The organism is Candidatus Omnitrophota bacterium, from assembly GCA_030650275.1.
Classification (GTDB): domain Bacteria; phylum Omnitrophota; class Gorgyraeia; order Zapsychrales; family Fredricksoniimonadaceae; genus JACPXN01.
Genome location: JAUSEK010000023.1, coordinates 248,074 through 264,949 on the forward strand (window position 1 = coordinate 248,074; position 16,876 = coordinate 264,949).

A 16,876-nucleotide genomic window follows, 5' to 3' on the forward strand; every position below is an offset into this window, starting at 1 on the left:
TATGGAAAAAACAGTCCGGGATATTTTTGCGGAATCGATCGTTGTCAAGCAGGCCACCCTGGCGAAAAATTGTTCCCAGATCGTCCGGGCCGCCCAAAGCGTGCTGACGGCGTTCAAAGGCGGGCATAAGGTTTTCTTTTTCGGCAACGGCGGTTCCGCGGCCGACAGCCAGCACATCGCGGCGGAATTCATCGGCCGTTTCCAGAAAGAACGCAAGTCCTGGCCGGCCATCGCGCTGACCACGGACACGTCCATTTTGACCGCTTTGGGCAATGATTACAATTTTGACATCGTTTTTGCCCGCCAACTGGAAGGGTTGGGACAAAAAGGCGACGTGGCCTTCGCCATTTCCACGAGCGGTAATTCCAAAAATGTTTTGGCCGGGGTCAAACAGGCCAGGGCCATGGGCATGACCACCATCGGCGTCACCGGCGGGACGGGCGGCGCTTTGGCGTCCGCGTGCGATATGACCATTGTCGCGGCCTCGTCTAAAACCGCGCGCATTCAGGAAACTCATCTGTGCATTTTTCACGCGATCTGCGAAATTGTTGAGAACGCGCTATGAAGATCATTGGCATTGCGGCACTTAAGAAGAAATTATCCGCTTTGCGCGAAGCGGGCCGGACCATTGCTTTTACCAACGGCTGTTTTGACCTGATGCATTTGGGCCATGTGACGTATTTGCAGAAAGCCAAAAAAGGGGATCGCGTTTTGGTGGTGGGTTTAAACAGTGATCAAAGCATCCGCCGCATCAAAGGCCCGTCCCGTCCCATCATCGGAGAAAAATCCCGCGCCGCTGTTCTGGCGGCTTTGGAAAGCGTTGATTTCGTCGTGATCTTTAATGAAGATACTCCGGAAAAGATCATCAAGGCCGTTGGGCCCGACGTCCTTGTTAAAGGCGCGGACTGGAAAGGCAAAAAGGTCGTCGGCGCGGATATTGTCAGGAAGGTGGAGCTCATTGCCTATGTCAAAGGGTTTTCCACGACGCAGATCATCAAGAAGATCAAAAAGTATGGGTAATGCAGGCCTGTACCGCATTCTGGATGCCAATTTCAACCGGGCCAAAGAGGGTTTGAGGGTTTGCGAAGACATTTGCCGTTACGGATGGGATGATAAGCCCTTAACACGCGCTTATAAGGACGCGCGTCATCAATTGACCGCGGTTTTGGAGTCCCTGGTCTTGGGAAAGGCGCTCAAAGAGCGGGACATTGCCGCTGATGTGGGCCGGCCCAGCACCGTCAGCGAGGGCAGGCGCGCTGATCTGGCCGCGGTGTTCTGGGCCAATTCCCAGCGGGTCAAGGAATCCCTGCGCGTCGTCGAGGAAGTTGTCAAATTATTAGACGCGAAAGCCGCGCAAAACACTAAGCAATTGCGGTACAAAGTGTATGCCCTTGAACAAAAAGCGGTTGGCCGGCGCTAGATTATATTTGATCCTGGACGCGCAGGTCATCGGGCATGACCGTCTGCTGTCTGTTTTAAAAACCGCTGTTCGTTGCGGGGCGGGTATAGTACAATTACGGGACAAAAACGGCAGCGCTAAAGATATTTTGTCCTTTTGCCGGAAGGCGTTGAAGATCACGGCCGGCCGTGTTTTGTTCATTGTTAACGATCGTGTGGACATGGCTGTTTTAAGCGGGGCAGACGGTGTTCACCTGGGGCAGGACGATATTTCCTGCCGCCAGGCCAGGCGGATGATGGGGCCGCAAGCCCTGATCGGGGTCTCGTGCCAGACCTTTGAACATGCCCGCAAAGCCCAAAACGAGGGCGCGGATTATATCGGGTTCGGTTCGGTGTTCAAGACCAAAACAAAACCGGACCGCCGGCCAATGGACCTGAAGGTTTTGCGTCGTGTTGTTGCCGAAATGCGTATCCCGGTGTTTCCCATCGGCGGCATCAGCCGAAGCAATATCAACGTCTTGACCGCGATAGGGATCAGGCGAGCAGCTGTTTGCAGAGATATTTTATTGGCCAAAGATCCAGGCCGTGCAGTCAAAGAATTAAAGCAATATTTGAGCGAACCTTGGAGATAAATTTGCTAGGTGAGCGACGCGGGGGTCATACAGTGGTAGTATATCAGCTTCCCAAGCTGATTGCGAGGGTTCGATTCCCTTCCCCCGCTCCATTTTTGATCTTTCTCCTTTCAGCTTTCTTTATTTCCGGCTGCGCGACCACCGAATATCCCGGTTTTCCCGGGGCGGGCACGGCATCCGTCAAAAAACAGGGGGCCTATCACAAGGTCGTCAAAGGCCAGACGTTATGGCGCATCGCCAGGGCCTATGGCGTTACGGTGGAAGACATCATCCACGGCAACAATATCCCCAACGCGGCCGCCATCGAGGTGGACCAGTTGATCTTTATCCCGGGGGCTAAGGGGGCCAGGGACATCCCGGAGCGCACGCCGGACGAGAATAAGGAAGAATTCGCCTGGCCTTTAAAAGGCAGGATCATCCGTTATTTTGATCGCGGCGCGCAGAGCATCAGCCGCGGACTGGACATTGAAGCCAATGAAGGCGACCCGGTCAAGGCCTCCCGCGAGGGGAGGGTCGTGATGCTAGGCCACCTGACCGGGTACGGCCAGACCATCATGGTCGACCACGGTGACGGGTTCATTTCGGTGTATGCCCGGAACCGTAAATTTTTGGTCCGGTTGGGCGACCACGTGTACAAGGCCGAGGCCATTGCCGAAACCGGGCGGCTGGGCCGCAGGAGTTTTTGCCATTTTGAGATACGCAAAGGCGGGGACGCCGTCAATCCGCTCTATTATTTGCCATGAACTTTATTGATACAGACCGTCATTTTTTCGCCCGCCGTGACATCCTCGACGTTTTGCATAAACGCGTCCTGGGCCTCAAGGAGGGCTACCGCCAGAATGTCGCCCTTTTGGGCAGCCGCACCGTCGGAAAAACATCCATCCTCCAGAGGTTCATGGCCGACCATGACGATCCTTCGGTGATCGTTGTTTATCTGGACCTCGAGGGCCGCGACTTCACGTATTTCACCACCCAGTTCGTCAAAACCATTCTGTACCAATTCCTCAAGAGCCAGAACCAGCCGGCGCACGAGGACCTGAAGCTTTTGTGCGCCGCCTGCCGGGACACCCTTAAGGGGACCACGGTTTTGGTGGAAGCCATCAACGCGCTGGTCAAAGAGGGCAAATACCCTGAAGGCTACGCGCGGCTTTTATCTTTGCCGGAGACCTTTTGCGCGGAGTCCGGCAAGTCGCTGGTCCTCATCTTTGATGAGTTCCAGGACATGGCGGATTTCCCGGTGCCCGGCGTGTTCCAGGAACTGGGCAAGCGGATCATGACGCAGAAAAATTGCCTGTACATCGTGGCCAGTTCTTACGCCGAGAAAGCGCGCACCATCCTGTCCGAAAAATTGTCCTTGCTGTTCGGCAATTTTGAGACCATCCCCGTCAGTCCCTTTGATCTCGGCTCCAGCCTGGGGCTGATCGACCGGCATTTGTCCGGCGTGAAGATGGGACTGTATCTGAAGAATTTCCTGGCCGATTTCACCGGCGGGCGCCCGCTGTACATCAACATCCTTTGCCAGGAGCTGATCGCCTTAAGCGGCATTTACCGTCAGCAGGAGATCTACGCGCCCCTGCTGCTGCAGGCGGTGGAGAACCTGGTTTTCAATCCGTGGGGGGTCTTGAGCCGGCATTTTGAACTGCAGGTGCAGGGACTTTACCGTGGGGCCAAGAGCGGGGGAAATTTGTCGTCGGTGCTGATCGCCGTTGCCCAGGGGCATCACAAGATCAGCGACTTGAACCGGCATCTGGCCGTGAAGCCGTCCCAGCTGGCACCCCGTGTGGCCGTCTTGCTTGAAGCCGACATCGTTGAGAAAAACGGCAATTATTACCACGTCAAAGACAAACTTTTTAAATACTGGATCAAATACGTCTACGATCGCCGCTTGAAGGCCATTGACATGGAGCCGGGCCGTGGGCGCAAGATATTCAAGGAAGAGATCAACAGGGCGGTCAATGATTTCCAGATGACTGCGCGCAAAGATCTCTCCAGCCGGGTGGTGGACCTTTTGCACAAATTTGACGACGAGGCCTTTGAACTCAACGGCCGGCGCTACAAACTGTCCCTGTTTCGGGACATCAAGCCCGTGAAATTGCGTTTGAGTGCGGGTAATTTTTTTGACGCGCTGGTGGCCGGCACCCATGAGGGGCAGTGGCTGGTGGTGCTCAAAAAAGACCCTTTGCATGAGAATGACGTCAACGGCATCATGGAAGAGATGAAAAAAATGTCCCCCCGGCCCCAGCGCTGTGTGGTCGTGGCCTTGAGCGGCCTGGACGACAATGCCAAACTGCGCGCCCTGCAGGAGAAATTCTGGGTGTGGAATGAGCCGGAGGTCAATGCCCTTATGCACCTTTACGACGAGCCGTGTATCGTGCGATGAATATAGCCGTAGTTTCCGACACCCATTCTTTGCCTCTTCCTCAAAAATTGCTCAATGACCTTAAGGATTTTGCCCTGATCATCCATGCCGGCGACATTTGTGATGCCGGGACCCTGGATGTTTTACGGACGCTGGCCCCCGTCAAGGCCGTGCAGGGCAATATGGACGATCCGGATCTTAGAAAAAAATTGCCTTTGAGAGAGTTATTGGTCATTGATGGTGTTAAAGTGGGGGTCGCTCACGGCCATGGCCCGACCCGTGACGCTTTGAGCAATGCGCTCACACAATTCAAGGACGAGGCCTGCGATGTCATCATCTTCGGCCATTCGCATCAGCCGCTCAAACAAATGGCCGGCAGGACATTGATGTTCAATCCGGGAAGCCCCAACGACACCGTGCGCGCCCCCTATTGTTCTTACGGGGTTTTGAAGATCAGCAGCGGCAAGGTGAAGGCGGATATCGTTAAAATATGAATAAATTGTGGGCCCCGTGGCGGGCCAAATACATCGCGCGCATCCGTAAAAAACAGAAAGGGTGCCTTTTTTGCCGCATCCTCACCGAGCGCAAAGACAAGCGCAATTGCATTTTTATCCGCCGGCCGCACGCGTTCGCGGTCCTGAACATTTATCCGTACAGCAACGGCCATTGCCTGGTCCTGTCCAATCGCCACGTCAACGACATTGACAAATTGAAAAGGGAAGAACTGGCGGACATGATGGACCTGCTCATGGAAACCAAACGGCTTTTGACCCGCGTCCTGAAACCGGACGGGTTTAACATCGGACTTAATCTCGGCCGATCGGCCGGCGCCGGCATTCCCGGGCACGTGCACGTGCACATCGTGCCGCGCTGGAAAGGCGACCATAACTTTATGCCGGTGACAGGCGGGGCCAGGGTCCTTTCCCAATCACTGGACGTCATCTACAAGTTGTTAGCCCATGCGCACACGAAAAGACATTGAAGAACTTGAAGCCAAGATCCTGGCCCCTTATGCGATGAAGGCCAGGGACTCTGCCGGGCGCGAGTACGACGAGCCCGCGCACGCGGGGCGCACGTGTTATCAGCGCGACCGCGACCGCATCGTGCACAGCGAGGCCTTCCGCAAACTGGAGTATAAAACGCAGGTCTTTGTCATTTTTGAGGGCGACTATTACCGCACCCGCCTGACCCACACCATTGAGGTCGCGCAATTGGCCAGGACGATCGGGCGCAATTTGCGCCTCAACGAAGACCTCATTGAAGCCATCGCGCTGGCGCATGACCTGGGCCACCCGCCGTTCGGCCACGCCGGGGAAGAGGCCCTGGATATGATCGTGCGCCGGGCCGGCATCAAAGGGTTCAATCACAATGTCCGTTCTTTTGAGATCGTCACCAAATGGGAGAAGAAATATCCCAAATTCGACGGCCTGAATTTGACCCGCGAGGTTTTGGTCGGCATCCTCAAGCATCAGACCTTGTATGACACGCCCGGCGGGGCGCAGTTCAAGAAATTCAAGGAAGGCCCCACGCTGGAAGCGCAGATCGTGGACATCGCCGATTCGCTGGCGTATCTCAACCACGACATTGACGACGGGCTGACGTCGGGCTGCATCAGCGAGGGGGACCTGATGGAGAGCCCCCTGTGGCAGAAAGCCGTCCGGAACATCGGCCCCGCCGACGCCGGGGTCAACACGCGCCGGGAGATGTTCAAGTACCAGGTCGTCAAAGAACTCATCGACATGCAGGTCAAGGACCTTTTGGCGGCCACCGACGGGCGCCTGAAAGCGCGAATGGGATTCGCCTCGTCGGCCGACGTCAAGAAAAGCAAAGAGGCCGTCGTCGGGTTCAGCGTCCCCATGCGCCGCCAGCGGGACCATTTGCAGGGACTTCTCAACGAACGGCTTTACCACCATTACCGCGTCGAGCGCATGACGGCCAAGGCCCGGCGCATCATCCACGACCTTTTTGAAGTGTACCTGAAGAACCCCAAACAATTGCCCTATACGGTCTATCTGAGGGACGTCCAATTCACCAAGGCGCAAAAATACGCGATCATCTGCAATCACATTGCCGCCATGACCGACCGTTTCGCGCTCGACGAACACAAACGGCTTTTTGACCCTTACCAGAAAGTATGAGCAAACAACAGAACATATCTTCCTCCAAACGTTACCGGCTCATCCTGTCGGCGGTGCACATGGTGTACCGCCTGGTCAACTCCACCTATACCGTCAAGGAATTGACGCTGCGCCTGACGCGTTTGCTCTGCCAGTTCATCCGCGCCTCTTCGGCCAGCGTCTATATCCTGGACGCGAACAAGAAGAGCATCCTATGCGAGGCCAGTTACGACAATCAGATCAATATCTGGCGTGAGGGCCCCGGGGACCTTAAGGCCGTTAGCCGCGAGGTCATCGGCGTCACCCGCGGGGACACCGTGTTTGCGGCCGCGTGCATCGGTCTGCCTTTGGTCGCCGACGATTATTTAGGCGCCATTTTCGTGCGCCGTTCGGCGGGGGACAGGCCCTTTGACGCGTTCGACCGGGAAATGCTGTCGGTGTTCGCCGAGCAGGCGGTGACCGCGGTCAAGAACCTCCAGTTCAATGAAGAGTATGAGCAGGTCATTCTCGGCAGCATCAAGTCCATCGGTCATTTTCTTAAAAAGAAAGGCGGATGGGGGATGACGCACACCGCCGCGTACACGCGCATCGTCCAGATGCTCGGCCGCCAGTTGAAGGTCAGCCGGGAAGGGATGAGGTCCCTGGAATACGCCTCGCTGCTGCACGATATCGGCGTCATTGACATCCCTTTTTCCATCCTCGCCAAACGCGGGTCGCTCACATCCCGGGAATTCAAGATCATCCGCCGCCATACGGCCCACAGCGTCGCGCTGATCAAACCCGTCGCGTTCCTGAAGCCCGTCCTTCCCGTCATCCTCTACCATCATGAGAAATACGACGGCACCGGTTATCCGTCGGGGTTAAAGAAAGAGCAGATCCCCCTGGGGGCCCGCATCATCGCCGTGGCCGATGCTTTTGAGGCCATGGTGCAGGAAAGGCCTTACCGCGCGCCTGTCGGTGTTGATGCCGCCATCGGCGAGATCGAACGCAACAGCGGCACACAGTTCGATCCCGTGGTCGTTGAGGCGTTCCTGGCGCTTGCCCGTCAAAAAAATTTCAGAAAATTCTTGAGTTTGTTCAGGCGCCAGGCCTATAATGCGGTTCATGAATATTAACTATAAGCAGCCGCAGTTCGAGCTTTTTCCGCCCAACAGTTCCACGCTCGCGGATGTAAATAAGCCCAGGTTCCTCTTGGCCAACTTGACCCTGTCGCTGGAATCGCTTGTCATTTTGTCCATTTTGGGTATAATGGTGGCGCTTTTTTCGTTTTGCCTGGGGATCGAGCGGGGCAAGCGCCTGGTGGCCCAGGCCATGGACGAACGGGTATCTGCCGCGTGGAATATCACGGTCAAAAAACCGCTGCCCAGGACCTTTATTCCCGTAACGGCCGCGCCACCGGTCAGGCCCGCGGCCGTCAGATCGGCCCCGCTGCAGGCAGGCCTGCCCGCCGAAGCCAAAGGCGGAAGCACTTTGGCGAAGGCGGGCACACGGTTCACCGTGCAGGTGTCTTCTTATAAAAATCAAGGGTTTGCCCGGACAGAGGCCCTGGCCCTGCAGGCAAAAGGATACAAGGCGTTTTTGATCAAAACAGGCGATTTTATCCTGGTGTGCGTCGGGCAATTTTCCAGTAACGAGGCCGCCGGCGCGGCGCTTAAGAAATTACCGCCGCATTATCGTCCCGGTTTAGTGAGGAGATTTTGACATGTCATTGCATCCGTCGTTAAAGATCGATAAGGCCGGCGTCCAGCAGCGCACGGTCCAGACCCGCATCGAGCGCATCAAAGAACTCATGAAAAAAGGTCTCTGGAAAGAAGAGACCTCGGTCACGGGTTTGCCCAAGACCAGGATCGTCCGCATCAAGGCCAAGAAGAAGGTCAAGGCCGAAGGCCCCGCCGATGGCGGGGCAACAGGTCCCGCCGCTGATGGCGGGGCAGCCCCGGCGGCAGCCGGCGCGGCCAAGCCAGCGGCCTCCGCCTCCGGCGGAAAAGCAGCCCCGGCGGCCAAGCCAGCGGCCGGTGCGGCCAAAGCGGCCAAGCCCTCAAAATGATCCGTTTGTTTTTTTGCTCATCGGTGTTCCTGTGTTTGGCTTTTGCCCAAGGATATGCCGATGAGCATTTTCCTTTTTTAGGCGAAGCGTCCAAAGAATCGGTCCATATCCGCGCCGGCGCCAACATCAATTTTGAATCATTGGGCAAGTTGAGCAAAGGCGGACAGGTTGTGGTCACGGGCCGCCATTATGAATGGTATAAGGTCCAGTTACCGGTCGCGGCCGGCGCTTATGTGCGTGCCGATTATGTCAAGGACACGGGAAACGCCCTTGGCACGATTATCGCCGACAAGGTCAATGTCCGCGCCCGGGCCAACAGCGAGTCATCGTCTTTGGGGCAAATGAACAAAGGGGACATGGTCAAACTCGTTGAGCAGGTCCCGCCCCGCCTTGGCGGGGGGCAGGTCAACGGCTGGTGGAAGATAGAACCGCCGGCGTCCGCCGAAGGGTGGGTGCACGCGGATCTTATTATTCCCGCGGCCCCGCCGCCAGCCGCAAAGCCGTAAGATCATCTTATGCCCGAAGTGTTCGAAGTCATTTTATTGATCGTTTTTGCGGTCATGCCGGCCATTGTCCTGCATGAGCTGGCCCATGGGGCAACGGCCCTGGCGCTGGGCGATCCGACGGCAAGAAATCTTGGCCGCCTGACGTTAAATCCCATCAGGCATTTAGATCTGTGGGGGAGCATTATCATCCCCGGCGGGCTTTTTCTCATGCATTTTTTTGGCTTGACCAAGTCGCTTTTGCTGTTCGGCTGGGCCAAGCCGGTGCCGGTGGACTGGGGCCGTTTAAGAAATCCCCGGCGCGACATGATGCTGGTGGCCGCGGCCGGGCCCATGACCAATATCCTTCTGGCGTGGGCGCTCATTCAAATGTACGCATGGCCGCCTTTATCGGGTTTTTCGCGTATCATCGGGTGGGGGATCCTCTTCAACCTGATGCTGGCTGTTTTTAACATGGTCCCCATACCGCCTTTGGACGGTTCGCGCGTCGTGGCCGGGCTCTTGCCCCGCCGGGCGGCCTATTTTTATGGTCAACTCGAACCGTTCGGGTTGCTGATCGTTGTTGTGCTCCTGCAGATGGGCATGTTAAAATTCCTTTATCCTTTGATCAGCCATTTGGGGTATTTATTGGGGGCAGGAATATGATCACCAGAGTGCCGGTTAAGTTAAAAACAAACAGTTACGGGATCATCATCGGCCACGGCATTCTTAAAGATCTTCCGCGCCATATCAGCGGTTTGGGCCTGGGGAAGGATGCCGTGATCATTTCCCATGCGCTCATCGGGCGTTTGCACGGCGCGGCCTTGGCCGCCTCTTTGCGCAAATCCGGATACACGGTCAAGGCGCTTAATGTTCCCGAGGGAGAGGCGAGCAAAAGCGCGGCATGCGCTTTGCATCTCATCGAGCGGATCGCGGCTTATGACGTGGACAAAAAGATCTTCATCATTGCATTGGGCGGGGGGGTCATCGGCGATCTCGCCGGGCTGGTCGCGGCCATCTACAAACGCGGGGTGCCCTATGTCCAGGTCCCGACGACATTATTGGCCCAGGTGGATTCTTCCATCGGCGGCAAAACAGCCATTGACCTTAAATACGGCAAGAACCTGGTGGGTGCTTTTTATCAGCCCAGGCTTGTTTTGAGCGATACCAGGGTGCTGGCCACGTTGAGCAAGCGTCAGATCAAAAACGGCCTGGCGGAAGCGGTCAAATACGGCGTCATCGCCGACGCGAAGCTTTTTGCCTATATCGAAAAGAATTACAGAAAACTTCTCAAAGGCGATGCCGCGGTTTTGACCCATGTGGTCCAACGTTCCAGCCGGATCAAGGCCGATGTGGTCTCCCGCGACGAGAAAGAGACCAGGGGTTTAAGGACTATTTTGAATTTTGGCCACACCGTCGGGCATGCCCTGGAAGCGGCCGGCCGTTTTGACCGGTATCATCACGGGGAAAGTGTGGCGCTGGGAATGCGGGCGGCGGCGGAAATTTCCTGCGCGGTCAGCGGGTTGGCCCCCCGTGATGCCGCGCGCCTGAACGCTGTATTGACCGCCATTGGTTTGCCTGAAAAGATCGAAAAGGTGAGATCGTCTGATATCCTGGACCATATGCGCCATGACAAGAAATTTGTCGCCGGCAAGAACCGTTTTGTCCTCGCCCAACGCATCGGCCGCGTCAGCGTCGTCGCCAATGTCCCCGGGAACATCATCAGCCGGGCCATCCGGTCCTTGATGGCTTAATGCTGTCCCACCCGGATGGTTTCTTCTTTCCCGTCTTTTAAGATCACGATCCCATCAAGACTTATCTTAATGATCTTGACGCCCTGCACCTCATCGCCCTCGGCGTAGATCCCGTTATCAATAAGGACAACATTGCCGTTGGGGTCTGACATGATGCCGTGAATATTGAGCGTGTCGGCATACTCCGGCTTTGGTTCTGGTTTGGCTTCGGTCTTAGTTTCGGGCACGGGCGCGGGCACGGCGTTGACTTGTACCGGTGGGGGAGATCCTATTTTGGGCACAACAGGGTGCGGGGCCGGCGATGAGGCGCCTTGCCGATACACATATCCCGTCGTCAATACAGCCACGGCCGACAGGACAAGAACAATGATCTTCCATCCGTCTTTGGATCCGCTTTTGGCTCCACCTGAGATTTTATCTTGAAGGCTGTTTTGTACTTTTTTAAGGGCCTCGTGGATGATGCTCATACAGTTAAAAGAACTTCCCTGGCGCTTTGGCGGATGACATCGGTGGTGATGGAGAAAGTATTACCGACGAATCCCGCCAAAAGGGCGCGGTCGCAGAGGATATTGATCAGCCGCGGCGTGCCGCCGGAATAACTGTAGATCATTTCCACAGCATCGGGGGTGAATTCCAGTTTTGGATCGGCCTGGGCGGTTTTGAGGCGATGGTTGATGTAACCGGCGATCTCGTCTTTGTCCAAAGGTAAAATGTGGTAGCGCACCGCCACCCGTTGGTTCAACTGCCTTAAGCCCTGGTCCTGCAGTTTTTTTAAGAGTTCCGGCTGTCCCACCAGAATGATCTGCAGGAGTTTTTCTTTTTCGGTTTCCAGGTTTGACAAAAGGCGTATCTGTTCCAGTTGGCGGACGTTGAGGTTTTGGCATTCGTCGATGATGACCGCGACATTATTGCCCCTGGACGATTGGTCGATGAGAAAACGCGTGATGGCCCAGACGAAATCAAGTTTATTGCCTTTGGTGCAATCAATGCCAAGGTCCCGGGCGATCAACTGCAATAATTGCAGGTCGCTGAAGCTGGGATTCAGGATGAGCGCGGTCTTGATCTTATCGTTGAGGCGGTTGAGCAGGATACGGCACAGGGTGGTCTTGCCGGTACCGATCTCTCCGGTGACGACGATGATGCCTTTGCGCGACTCAATGCCGTATTGCAGGTGATCAAAGGCCTCCTGGTGGCGGGAACTGGCGAAGAAGAAAAACGGGTCGGAGGTGATGTTAAAGGGGTTTTCTTTGAGGGAGTAGAACTGTTTGTACATTAAGGGCATTATAGCACCGATTGGCAATTCGTTAAAATATCGTATATACTTTTTGCACCATGTATTTAAATCCAAGAATAAGACGCTTTTTGGCTTTGGGCCTGCTTTTTGCCTTTTTAGGCAATGGCATAGCTTTGCCCGTCTATGCCCAGGAACTGGTTTTGCCTGCTCCCGGTACCCGCATTGCCCTAAGCCCTGCCTTTAACCCCCCAATCCTCAAAGGCCTCAAGGTCCATCCCGACAACCCATTTCGTTTTGATTTTATCTTTGATCAAGGTGATTCCCTCCCCCTTGTGGGGAGGGCCAGGGAGGGGGATAATCAAGAACAACTCAAAGCAGAAGCCAACAAACTCATCAAATACTTCCTCGCCTCCCTCGCTGCGCTCGGGATAAATCCGGCCGAACAACTTACGTCGCTGACGCTTCCGTAAGTTGTGGTTTCATTTACAGAACGCCCCGGGCTTTGTGCCGGTCATTATCAACATCCAGCCCATGACGGACCTGAGGGAGTTTCTTGGGCTAAATAAAGAAGACGGCCCTCCTCAATCTTCACATGGTTAAAATCATTGGTATTATAACGGATTTTTGATAATATTAAGTTGCATCCAAGCCGATTTCCCCGATCGGCGGCAGTTCATAAAATTCCCCAATCAAAAACGGTCCAGTTTTTTTACACAACACTTTTGTTTCCAAAGAAAGGGGATATCCCATGCCGCAAAAGAAATTTGTCACAAAAACAGAAAGGTCTGTATCTATTGAGATCATTCAAAACAAGATCTTTTTGATCCGGGGGCATAAGGTCATGTGTGACAAAGACCTGGCCGGACTGTACAAAGTACCGACCTTCCGGTTAAATGAGCAGGTTAAGAGGAATATGAAGAGATTTCCACCCGATTTCATGTTCCAGTTGACCAGAAAAGAGTTTGATCACTTGATATCGCGATTTGCGATATCAAGTTGGGGAGGGACGCGTAAATTGCCGTATGTTTTTACAGAGCAGGGCGTGGCCATGCTGTCCAGCGTATTGCATAGCGATCGGGCCATTGAAGTGAACATACAAATTATGAGGGTCTTTACAAAATTAAGAGAGATCATGCTTTCTCATAAAGACCTTAGGCAAAAGATCGAAGACATGGAAAAGAAATACGATAATCAATTCGGGGTCGTTTTTGAGGCCATTAAAAGGCTGATAACCTATCCGGATGAAGCATACAAGAAGACTAAAATAGGGTTTATTGTTAATCCTTGAAACTCTTGGGCAGTAAATTCCACGTAAAACTCTGGCTTTCCCCGTTGGTTTTGGGATAATTCAATGAGGCCATAACTTACCCGAACTATGATCGCCAAGACCGAAGGCATCGTCCTTAAAAGTTTTGATTTCCGCGAGACCAGCCGCATCGCCACGTTTTTCACCCTTGATTTCGGAAAGGTCAAAGGCGTGCTCAAAGGCATCCGCAAAGACCCCAGGAAATTCGGCTCCAGCTTGGACCGTTTTTCCGTCAATGACCTCGTCTATTACCAGCACCGCCACTCCGACATCCACCTCGTCAGCCATTGCGACATGAAGGAGTATTTTTATCCTTTGCGCGCGGACCTTAAGAAAATGACCGCGGCCAGCTATGTTTTAGAATTGGTGGACGCGGTCATGCCCGCCGAGGAAGAGAACGGGGAGATCTACCGGCTCATGCAGGATTTTTTCAAGTCCCTGCAGACGGCGCATGATACCGGAAAATTGGTGCACGCGTTCCAGATCAAGATCCTGTCCCTGTCGGGGTTCAGGCCCCATCTGGAAAATTGCGTGCGCTGTCCGAACATGATCCACGGGACAGCGCGGTTCAGTTTAAAGCACGGCGGACTTTTGTGTCCGTCCTGCCAGGGCGCGTCGGGGGACACGGTGGCCATTTCCAGGGGTGCTGTGGCATCCATCCTGCACATCCAGAAAAGTCCGTGGCCCGCGGTCCTGCGGCTTGCCCTCGCGTTGTCCGTCAGGAAAGAATTGAAATACGTCCTCAACCATTTTCTGGTCTTTCATCTGGAGCGGCATCTGCGCTCCGCCCAATTTTTGACATGAGACAGAAACGTTGGATAAAATTTGCCGGCGGCGGGCTGGCCCTGGTGTTGGTGTCGCTGTTTGCGCTGCACAAACCCGCCCTCGAGCAGCCCGCCACAGGCGGGGCAGGGCTACAGCGCGTTACGTACGTTTATGACGGGGACACGATCAAATTAGACAATGGCGAGCGCGTGCGTTTGGTCGGCATTGACACGCCGGAAGCGCATGACAATGACAAATTGCTGCGGGATGTCCGGCGCCGGCATAGCGACGGGAAAACGCAATTGGCCATGGGCAGGGAGGCGGCCAGGTTCGCGCGGTCCTTATTGGCCGGACAGCAGGTGCGTCTGGAGTTTGATGTTGAACAGCGCGACAAGTATGGGCGATTGCTGGCCTATCTCTATTTGCCCGACGGTACCTTTGTGAACGAAAAGATCATCCGCGAGGGATACGCGTATCCGTTAACCATACCGCCCAATGTCCGCCATGCCCGCGAATTCAAACGATGGTTTGACGAGGCCCGCGAGGCCAAACGCGGGTTATGGTCCGACGCAAGAAGGTAGCTGCTACCTTCTTGTAATTTGCGCCATGATGTCGTCGGCGAGCGCCTTGCCGATGGTCTTGATGGCGCTGATATGGCCCGCAGTGGCGAATTTCAGGTCCCCGAGTTTGCGGTAGCCGTGCTTGAAGAGCTGCCGTGCCCGGATCCTGCCGACCCCTTTTAAACCGGCCAGTTCCAGTAGTTCCTCCCGGATGCCGTATTTGACGCGGCTGCGCAGGTTTTCCAGGACAAAGGTCAGGTTCTTGTAGTGGTTGAGTTCGGCGATCATTCCTGCCGCGTACAAAAGCCATCCCATGGATTCAACGTGGCGGTAAATGTCACCCGGGCCGACCCCAAAATCATCGCAGATCGTCTCTTCCTTTTCCTCGTCGATCCAGCGGCCCATCATTCCCATGGTCTTTAAGGTCGCGTAAAACGCGTAAGCATCCTGCAGGAGAGGCAGGTCGTCCGCGGTCATGACTAATTCATCTTCCAGTTTTTGCGCCAGCCCTTCAAGTTCGTCGTGATCGCTTTTACTGACATTTAACAATTCGCTGTCCGGACAGCAGGCCATCAGATGCAAAAGTCCCGCCGGCGAGAAGGATTTTCCCTCATGGATCTTCCTCAGGCCATCGCGCAGGGTGAGCGCCGTGATGGGGTCAATGTACAGGCGGCTGGTATAATTGCCGAACGGTGTGGTGAAGAACCGGAACCCGCTTTTGTCAATGAACCCGCTCTGGTGCAGAAAGTCAAAAATTTCTCCGACCAGGCCGATGAGGTTGATGCCCCGGCGCTGATAGGCCAGAAAGGTATGGCTTAAGAACGCGAACATGCTGTCAATGTCGTGCACGTATCCGGCGGCGACGGAAGACAGGACGTGGATGCGCAGCGCCGATTCAGATCCCAGTTTTGAGGTGATGGGCTCGGGTTTGGCGAGGATGAATCTTTCAAACAGGGCGTTTTGTTCGGACAGGGATTTGGCCATGAGCACGGCTTCGCCGTGATCGTCGTATTGCGGCCGTCCGGCGCGGCCCGCGCATTGTTTGTATTCAAACGTCGGGATATAGACAGAGCCCAGCCCGCTGGCATAACGTTTGCAGTCGCGGATGATGGCCCGCCGGGCCGGAAGATTGACCCCCGCGGCCAGCGTCGGGGTTGAACAAATGACCTTGATGATGTTCTTTTTGAAATGCTCTTCGATGAGCGTTCTTTGCCGGGGGGTCAGCCCTGCATGGTGGAATGCACAGCCATGGGACACGGCATCCGCCAGTTTTTTACACACCTTGGTGGCGCCGGGATCTTCCGCGATCTGTTTGGCCAGGTCTTTGAGCAGGATCCTTTCTTCGGGTTTTAAGACAGCCGACGATGATCCGCACAGTTCACGGCTGGAGGCCTGCGCGCTGCGCCTGGAATTGACGAAGACCAGCACCTGCCCGCCGCCGCGCAGGGTGTCGAGGGTGAGTTTATTCAGGTCATCCGGGCCTTCTTCCTTGACGATGCGGATGGAGTCATTGTTGAACATGATGCGTTCATTGTAATACACGCCTTCTTTGAGGGGGATGGGCCGCCATTGGCTGTACGCCAGTTCGGCATTGAGCCATCCGGCGATCTCTTGGGCATTGCTGATGGTGGCGCTCAAGGCCAGGATCTGTATGCCGGGCTTCATCTGCCGGATGCGGGTGGTGAGGATTTCCAGCGTGGGCCCGCGGCTTTCATCGTTGATGAAATGGATCTCATCCAGGACCACGACGGACAGGTTGGGAATAAGCCATCCGGATTTGGCGCGCAACAGCGAATCCACTTTTTCCGCCGTGGCGATGAGGATCTGGTATTTGTCCAGATATTTGCCTGGGGAGTCCAGGTCGCCGGTGGCGATGCCGATCTTGATGCCCAGTTTTTCGTATTTGTCCTTAAATTCGTGGTATTTTTCGCTGGCCAGGGCTTTGAGGGGGGCTATGTACAGGCATTTGCCGTTCTCATGCAAAATGGACTTTAACATGCACAGTTCAGCGATGAGGGTTTTTCCGGCGGCCGTGGGCACGGCCATGACCAGGTTCTTTTTGTCCAGCACGCCTTTTTTGATCGCTTCGGCCTGGGGAGGATGCAGCTTGCTGATGCCGGAGGCGGTTAAAACGTCGATCACATCCTGCGGGAAGGAATAACGGTTTAAAAGTTCTTTCAAGTCCATATCGTGTTTTCTAACACAAACAGATACCGATGTCA

General features: G+C 55.0%; 22 protein-coding genes and 1 tRNA gene. 20 read left to right on the plus strand and 3 right to left on the minus strand.

Annotation, left to right across the window (positions count from 1 at the left end; translation table 11 throughout):
- Position 1 precedes the first annotated feature (1 nt).
- From Q7K71_07150 to aroB, 16 genes are all read left to right on the plus strand, one after another.
- Positions 2 to 565, plus strand: a complete 564-nt coding sequence (locus Q7K71_07150; GenBank protein ID MDO8675870.1) for an SIS domain-containing protein — start codon at positions 2 to 4, stop codon at positions 563 to 565.
- Positions 562 to 1,020 carry a D-glycero-beta-D-manno-heptose 1-phosphate adenylyltransferase gene (rfaE2, locus tag Q7K71_07155; protein MDO8675871.1) on the plus strand — a complete coding sequence of 153 codons (459 nt, stop codon included), beginning with the start codon at positions 562 to 564 and terminating at the stop codon, positions 1,018 to 1,020. The genes Q7K71_07150 and rfaE2 overlap by 4 nt, the downstream gene beginning before the upstream one ends.
- Positions 1,013 to 1,420, plus strand: coding sequence for a thiamine-phosphate pyrophosphorylase (locus Q7K71_07160; protein ID MDO8675872.1), 408 nt, complete (start codon positions 1,013 to 1,015; stop codon positions 1,418 to 1,420). The genes rfaE2 and Q7K71_07160 overlap by 8 nt, the downstream gene beginning before the upstream one ends.
- A complete protein-coding gene (gene thiE / locus Q7K71_07165) occupies positions 1,386 to 2,030 on the plus strand; it encodes a thiamine phosphate synthase (protein ID MDO8675873.1) in 645 nt (214 codons plus the stop codon). Before Q7K71_07160 ends, thiE begins: the two co-directional genes overlap by 35 nt.
- An 18-nt stretch (positions 2,031 to 2,048) precedes the next feature.
- A tRNA-Gly gene (locus Q7K71_07170) sits at positions 2,049 to 2,122 on the plus strand.
- 3 nt (positions 2,123 to 2,125) lie between these two features.
- Positions 2,126 to 2,773: a peptidoglycan DD-metalloendopeptidase family protein gene (locus tag Q7K71_07175; protein ID MDO8675874.1), complete on the plus strand. Its 648-nt coding sequence runs from the start codon at positions 2,126 to 2,128 to the stop codon at positions 2,771 to 2,773.
- Positions 2,770 to 4,410, plus strand: coding sequence for a hypothetical protein (locus Q7K71_07180; protein MDO8675875.1), 1,641 nt, complete (start codon positions 2,770 to 2,772; stop codon positions 4,408 to 4,410). The genes Q7K71_07175 and Q7K71_07180 overlap by 4 nt, the downstream gene beginning before the upstream one ends.
- Entirely contained in the window at positions 4,407 to 4,883 is a 477-nt protein-coding gene (locus Q7K71_07185) for a metallophosphoesterase family protein (GenBank protein ID MDO8675876.1), read from the plus strand. The genes Q7K71_07180 and Q7K71_07185 overlap by 4 nt, the downstream gene beginning before the upstream one ends.
- On the plus strand, positions 4,880 to 5,371 hold the full coding sequence (locus tag Q7K71_07190) for an HIT domain-containing protein (protein MDO8675877.1): 492 nt from the start codon (positions 4,880 to 4,882) through the stop codon (positions 5,369 to 5,371). Before Q7K71_07185 ends, Q7K71_07190 begins: the two co-directional genes overlap by 4 nt.
- A complete protein-coding gene (locus Q7K71_07195; protein ID MDO8675878.1) occupies positions 5,349 to 6,527 on the plus strand; it encodes a deoxyguanosinetriphosphate triphosphohydrolase in 1,179 nt (392 codons plus the stop codon). Before Q7K71_07190 ends, Q7K71_07195 begins: the two co-directional genes overlap by 23 nt.
- On the plus strand, positions 6,524 to 7,621 hold the full coding sequence (locus Q7K71_07200) for an HD domain-containing phosphohydrolase (GenBank protein MDO8675879.1): 1,098 nt from the start codon (positions 6,524 to 6,526) through the stop codon (positions 7,619 to 7,621). Before Q7K71_07195 ends, Q7K71_07200 begins: the two co-directional genes overlap by 4 nt.
- A complete protein-coding gene (locus Q7K71_07205) occupies positions 7,611 to 8,207 on the plus strand; it encodes an SPOR domain-containing protein (GenBank protein ID MDO8675880.1) in 597 nt (198 codons plus the stop codon). The genes Q7K71_07200 and Q7K71_07205 overlap by 11 nt, the downstream gene beginning before the upstream one ends.
- Before the next feature lies 1 nt (position 8,208).
- On the plus strand, positions 8,209 to 8,553 hold the full coding sequence (locus Q7K71_07210) for a small basic protein (protein ID MDO8675881.1): 345 nt from the start codon (positions 8,209 to 8,211) through the stop codon (positions 8,551 to 8,553).
- Positions 8,550 to 9,059 carry an SH3 domain-containing protein gene (locus tag Q7K71_07215; protein MDO8675882.1) on the plus strand — a complete coding sequence of 170 codons (510 nt, stop codon included), beginning with the start codon at positions 8,550 to 8,552 and terminating at the stop codon, positions 9,057 to 9,059. Before Q7K71_07210 ends, Q7K71_07215 begins: the two co-directional genes overlap by 4 nt.
- Positions 9,060 to 9,068: 9 nt before the next feature.
- Positions 9,069 to 9,701: a site-2 protease family protein gene (locus Q7K71_07220; GenBank protein ID MDO8675883.1), complete on the plus strand. Its 633-nt coding sequence runs from the start codon at positions 9,069 to 9,071 to the stop codon at positions 9,699 to 9,701.
- On the plus strand, positions 9,698 to 10,789 hold the full coding sequence (gene aroB, locus Q7K71_07225; GenBank protein ID MDO8675884.1) for a 3-dehydroquinate synthase: 1,092 nt from the start codon (positions 9,698 to 9,700) through the stop codon (positions 10,787 to 10,789). The genes Q7K71_07220 and aroB overlap by 4 nt, the downstream gene beginning before the upstream one ends.
- Here aroB and Q7K71_07230 read toward each other — a convergent pair.
- Both Q7K71_07230 and Q7K71_07235 read right to left on the minus strand, forming a co-directional pair.
- The gene (locus Q7K71_07230) at positions 10,786 to 11,256 is read right to left on the minus strand and encodes a hypothetical protein (GenBank protein ID MDO8675885.1); all 471 of its coding nucleotides are present in this window, start codon (positions 11,254 to 11,256) and stop codon (positions 10,786 to 10,788) included. The genes aroB and Q7K71_07230 overlap by 4 nt on opposite strands.
- Positions 11,253 to 12,062: an AAA family ATPase gene (locus Q7K71_07235; GenBank protein MDO8675886.1), complete on the minus strand. Its 810-nt coding sequence runs from the start codon at positions 12,060 to 12,062 to the stop codon at positions 11,253 to 11,255. The genes Q7K71_07230 and Q7K71_07235 overlap by 4 nt, the downstream gene beginning before the upstream one ends.
- An 89-nt stretch (positions 12,063 to 12,151) precedes the next feature.
- Here Q7K71_07235 and Q7K71_07240 point away from each other — a divergent pair, with 89 nt between their 5' ends.
- The 4 genes from Q7K71_07240 to Q7K71_07255 all read left to right on the plus strand — a co-directional run bounded on the left by Q7K71_07240 (position 12,152) and on the right by Q7K71_07255 (position 14,675).
- Positions 12,152 to 12,493, plus strand: a complete 342-nt coding sequence (locus Q7K71_07240) for a hypothetical protein (protein ID MDO8675887.1) — start codon at positions 12,152 to 12,154, stop codon at positions 12,491 to 12,493.
- Between the two features lie 278 nt (positions 12,494 to 12,771).
- The gene (locus Q7K71_07245) at positions 12,772 to 13,311 is read left to right on the plus strand and encodes an ORF6N domain-containing protein (protein ID MDO8675888.1); all 540 of its coding nucleotides are present in this window, start codon (positions 12,772 to 12,774) and stop codon (positions 13,309 to 13,311) included.
- Positions 13,312 to 13,398: 87 nt separating this feature from the next.
- Entirely contained in the window at positions 13,399 to 14,133 is a 735-nt protein-coding gene (gene recO, locus Q7K71_07250; GenBank protein MDO8675889.1) for a DNA repair protein RecO, read from the plus strand.
- Entirely contained in the window at positions 14,130 to 14,675 is a 546-nt protein-coding gene (locus Q7K71_07255; protein MDO8675890.1) for a thermonuclease family protein, read from the plus strand. The genes recO and Q7K71_07255 overlap by 4 nt, the downstream gene beginning before the upstream one ends.
- A gap of 3 nt (positions 14,676 to 14,678) precedes the next feature.
- Here Q7K71_07255 and Q7K71_07260 read toward each other — a convergent pair whose 3' ends face one another.
- Positions 14,679 to 16,841 carry a DEAD/DEAH box helicase gene (locus tag Q7K71_07260; GenBank protein ID MDO8675891.1) on the minus strand — a complete coding sequence of 721 codons (2,163 nt, stop codon included), beginning with the start codon at positions 16,839 to 16,841 and terminating at the stop codon, positions 14,679 to 14,681.
- Between the last annotated feature and the right edge of the window lie 35 nt (positions 16,842 to 16,876).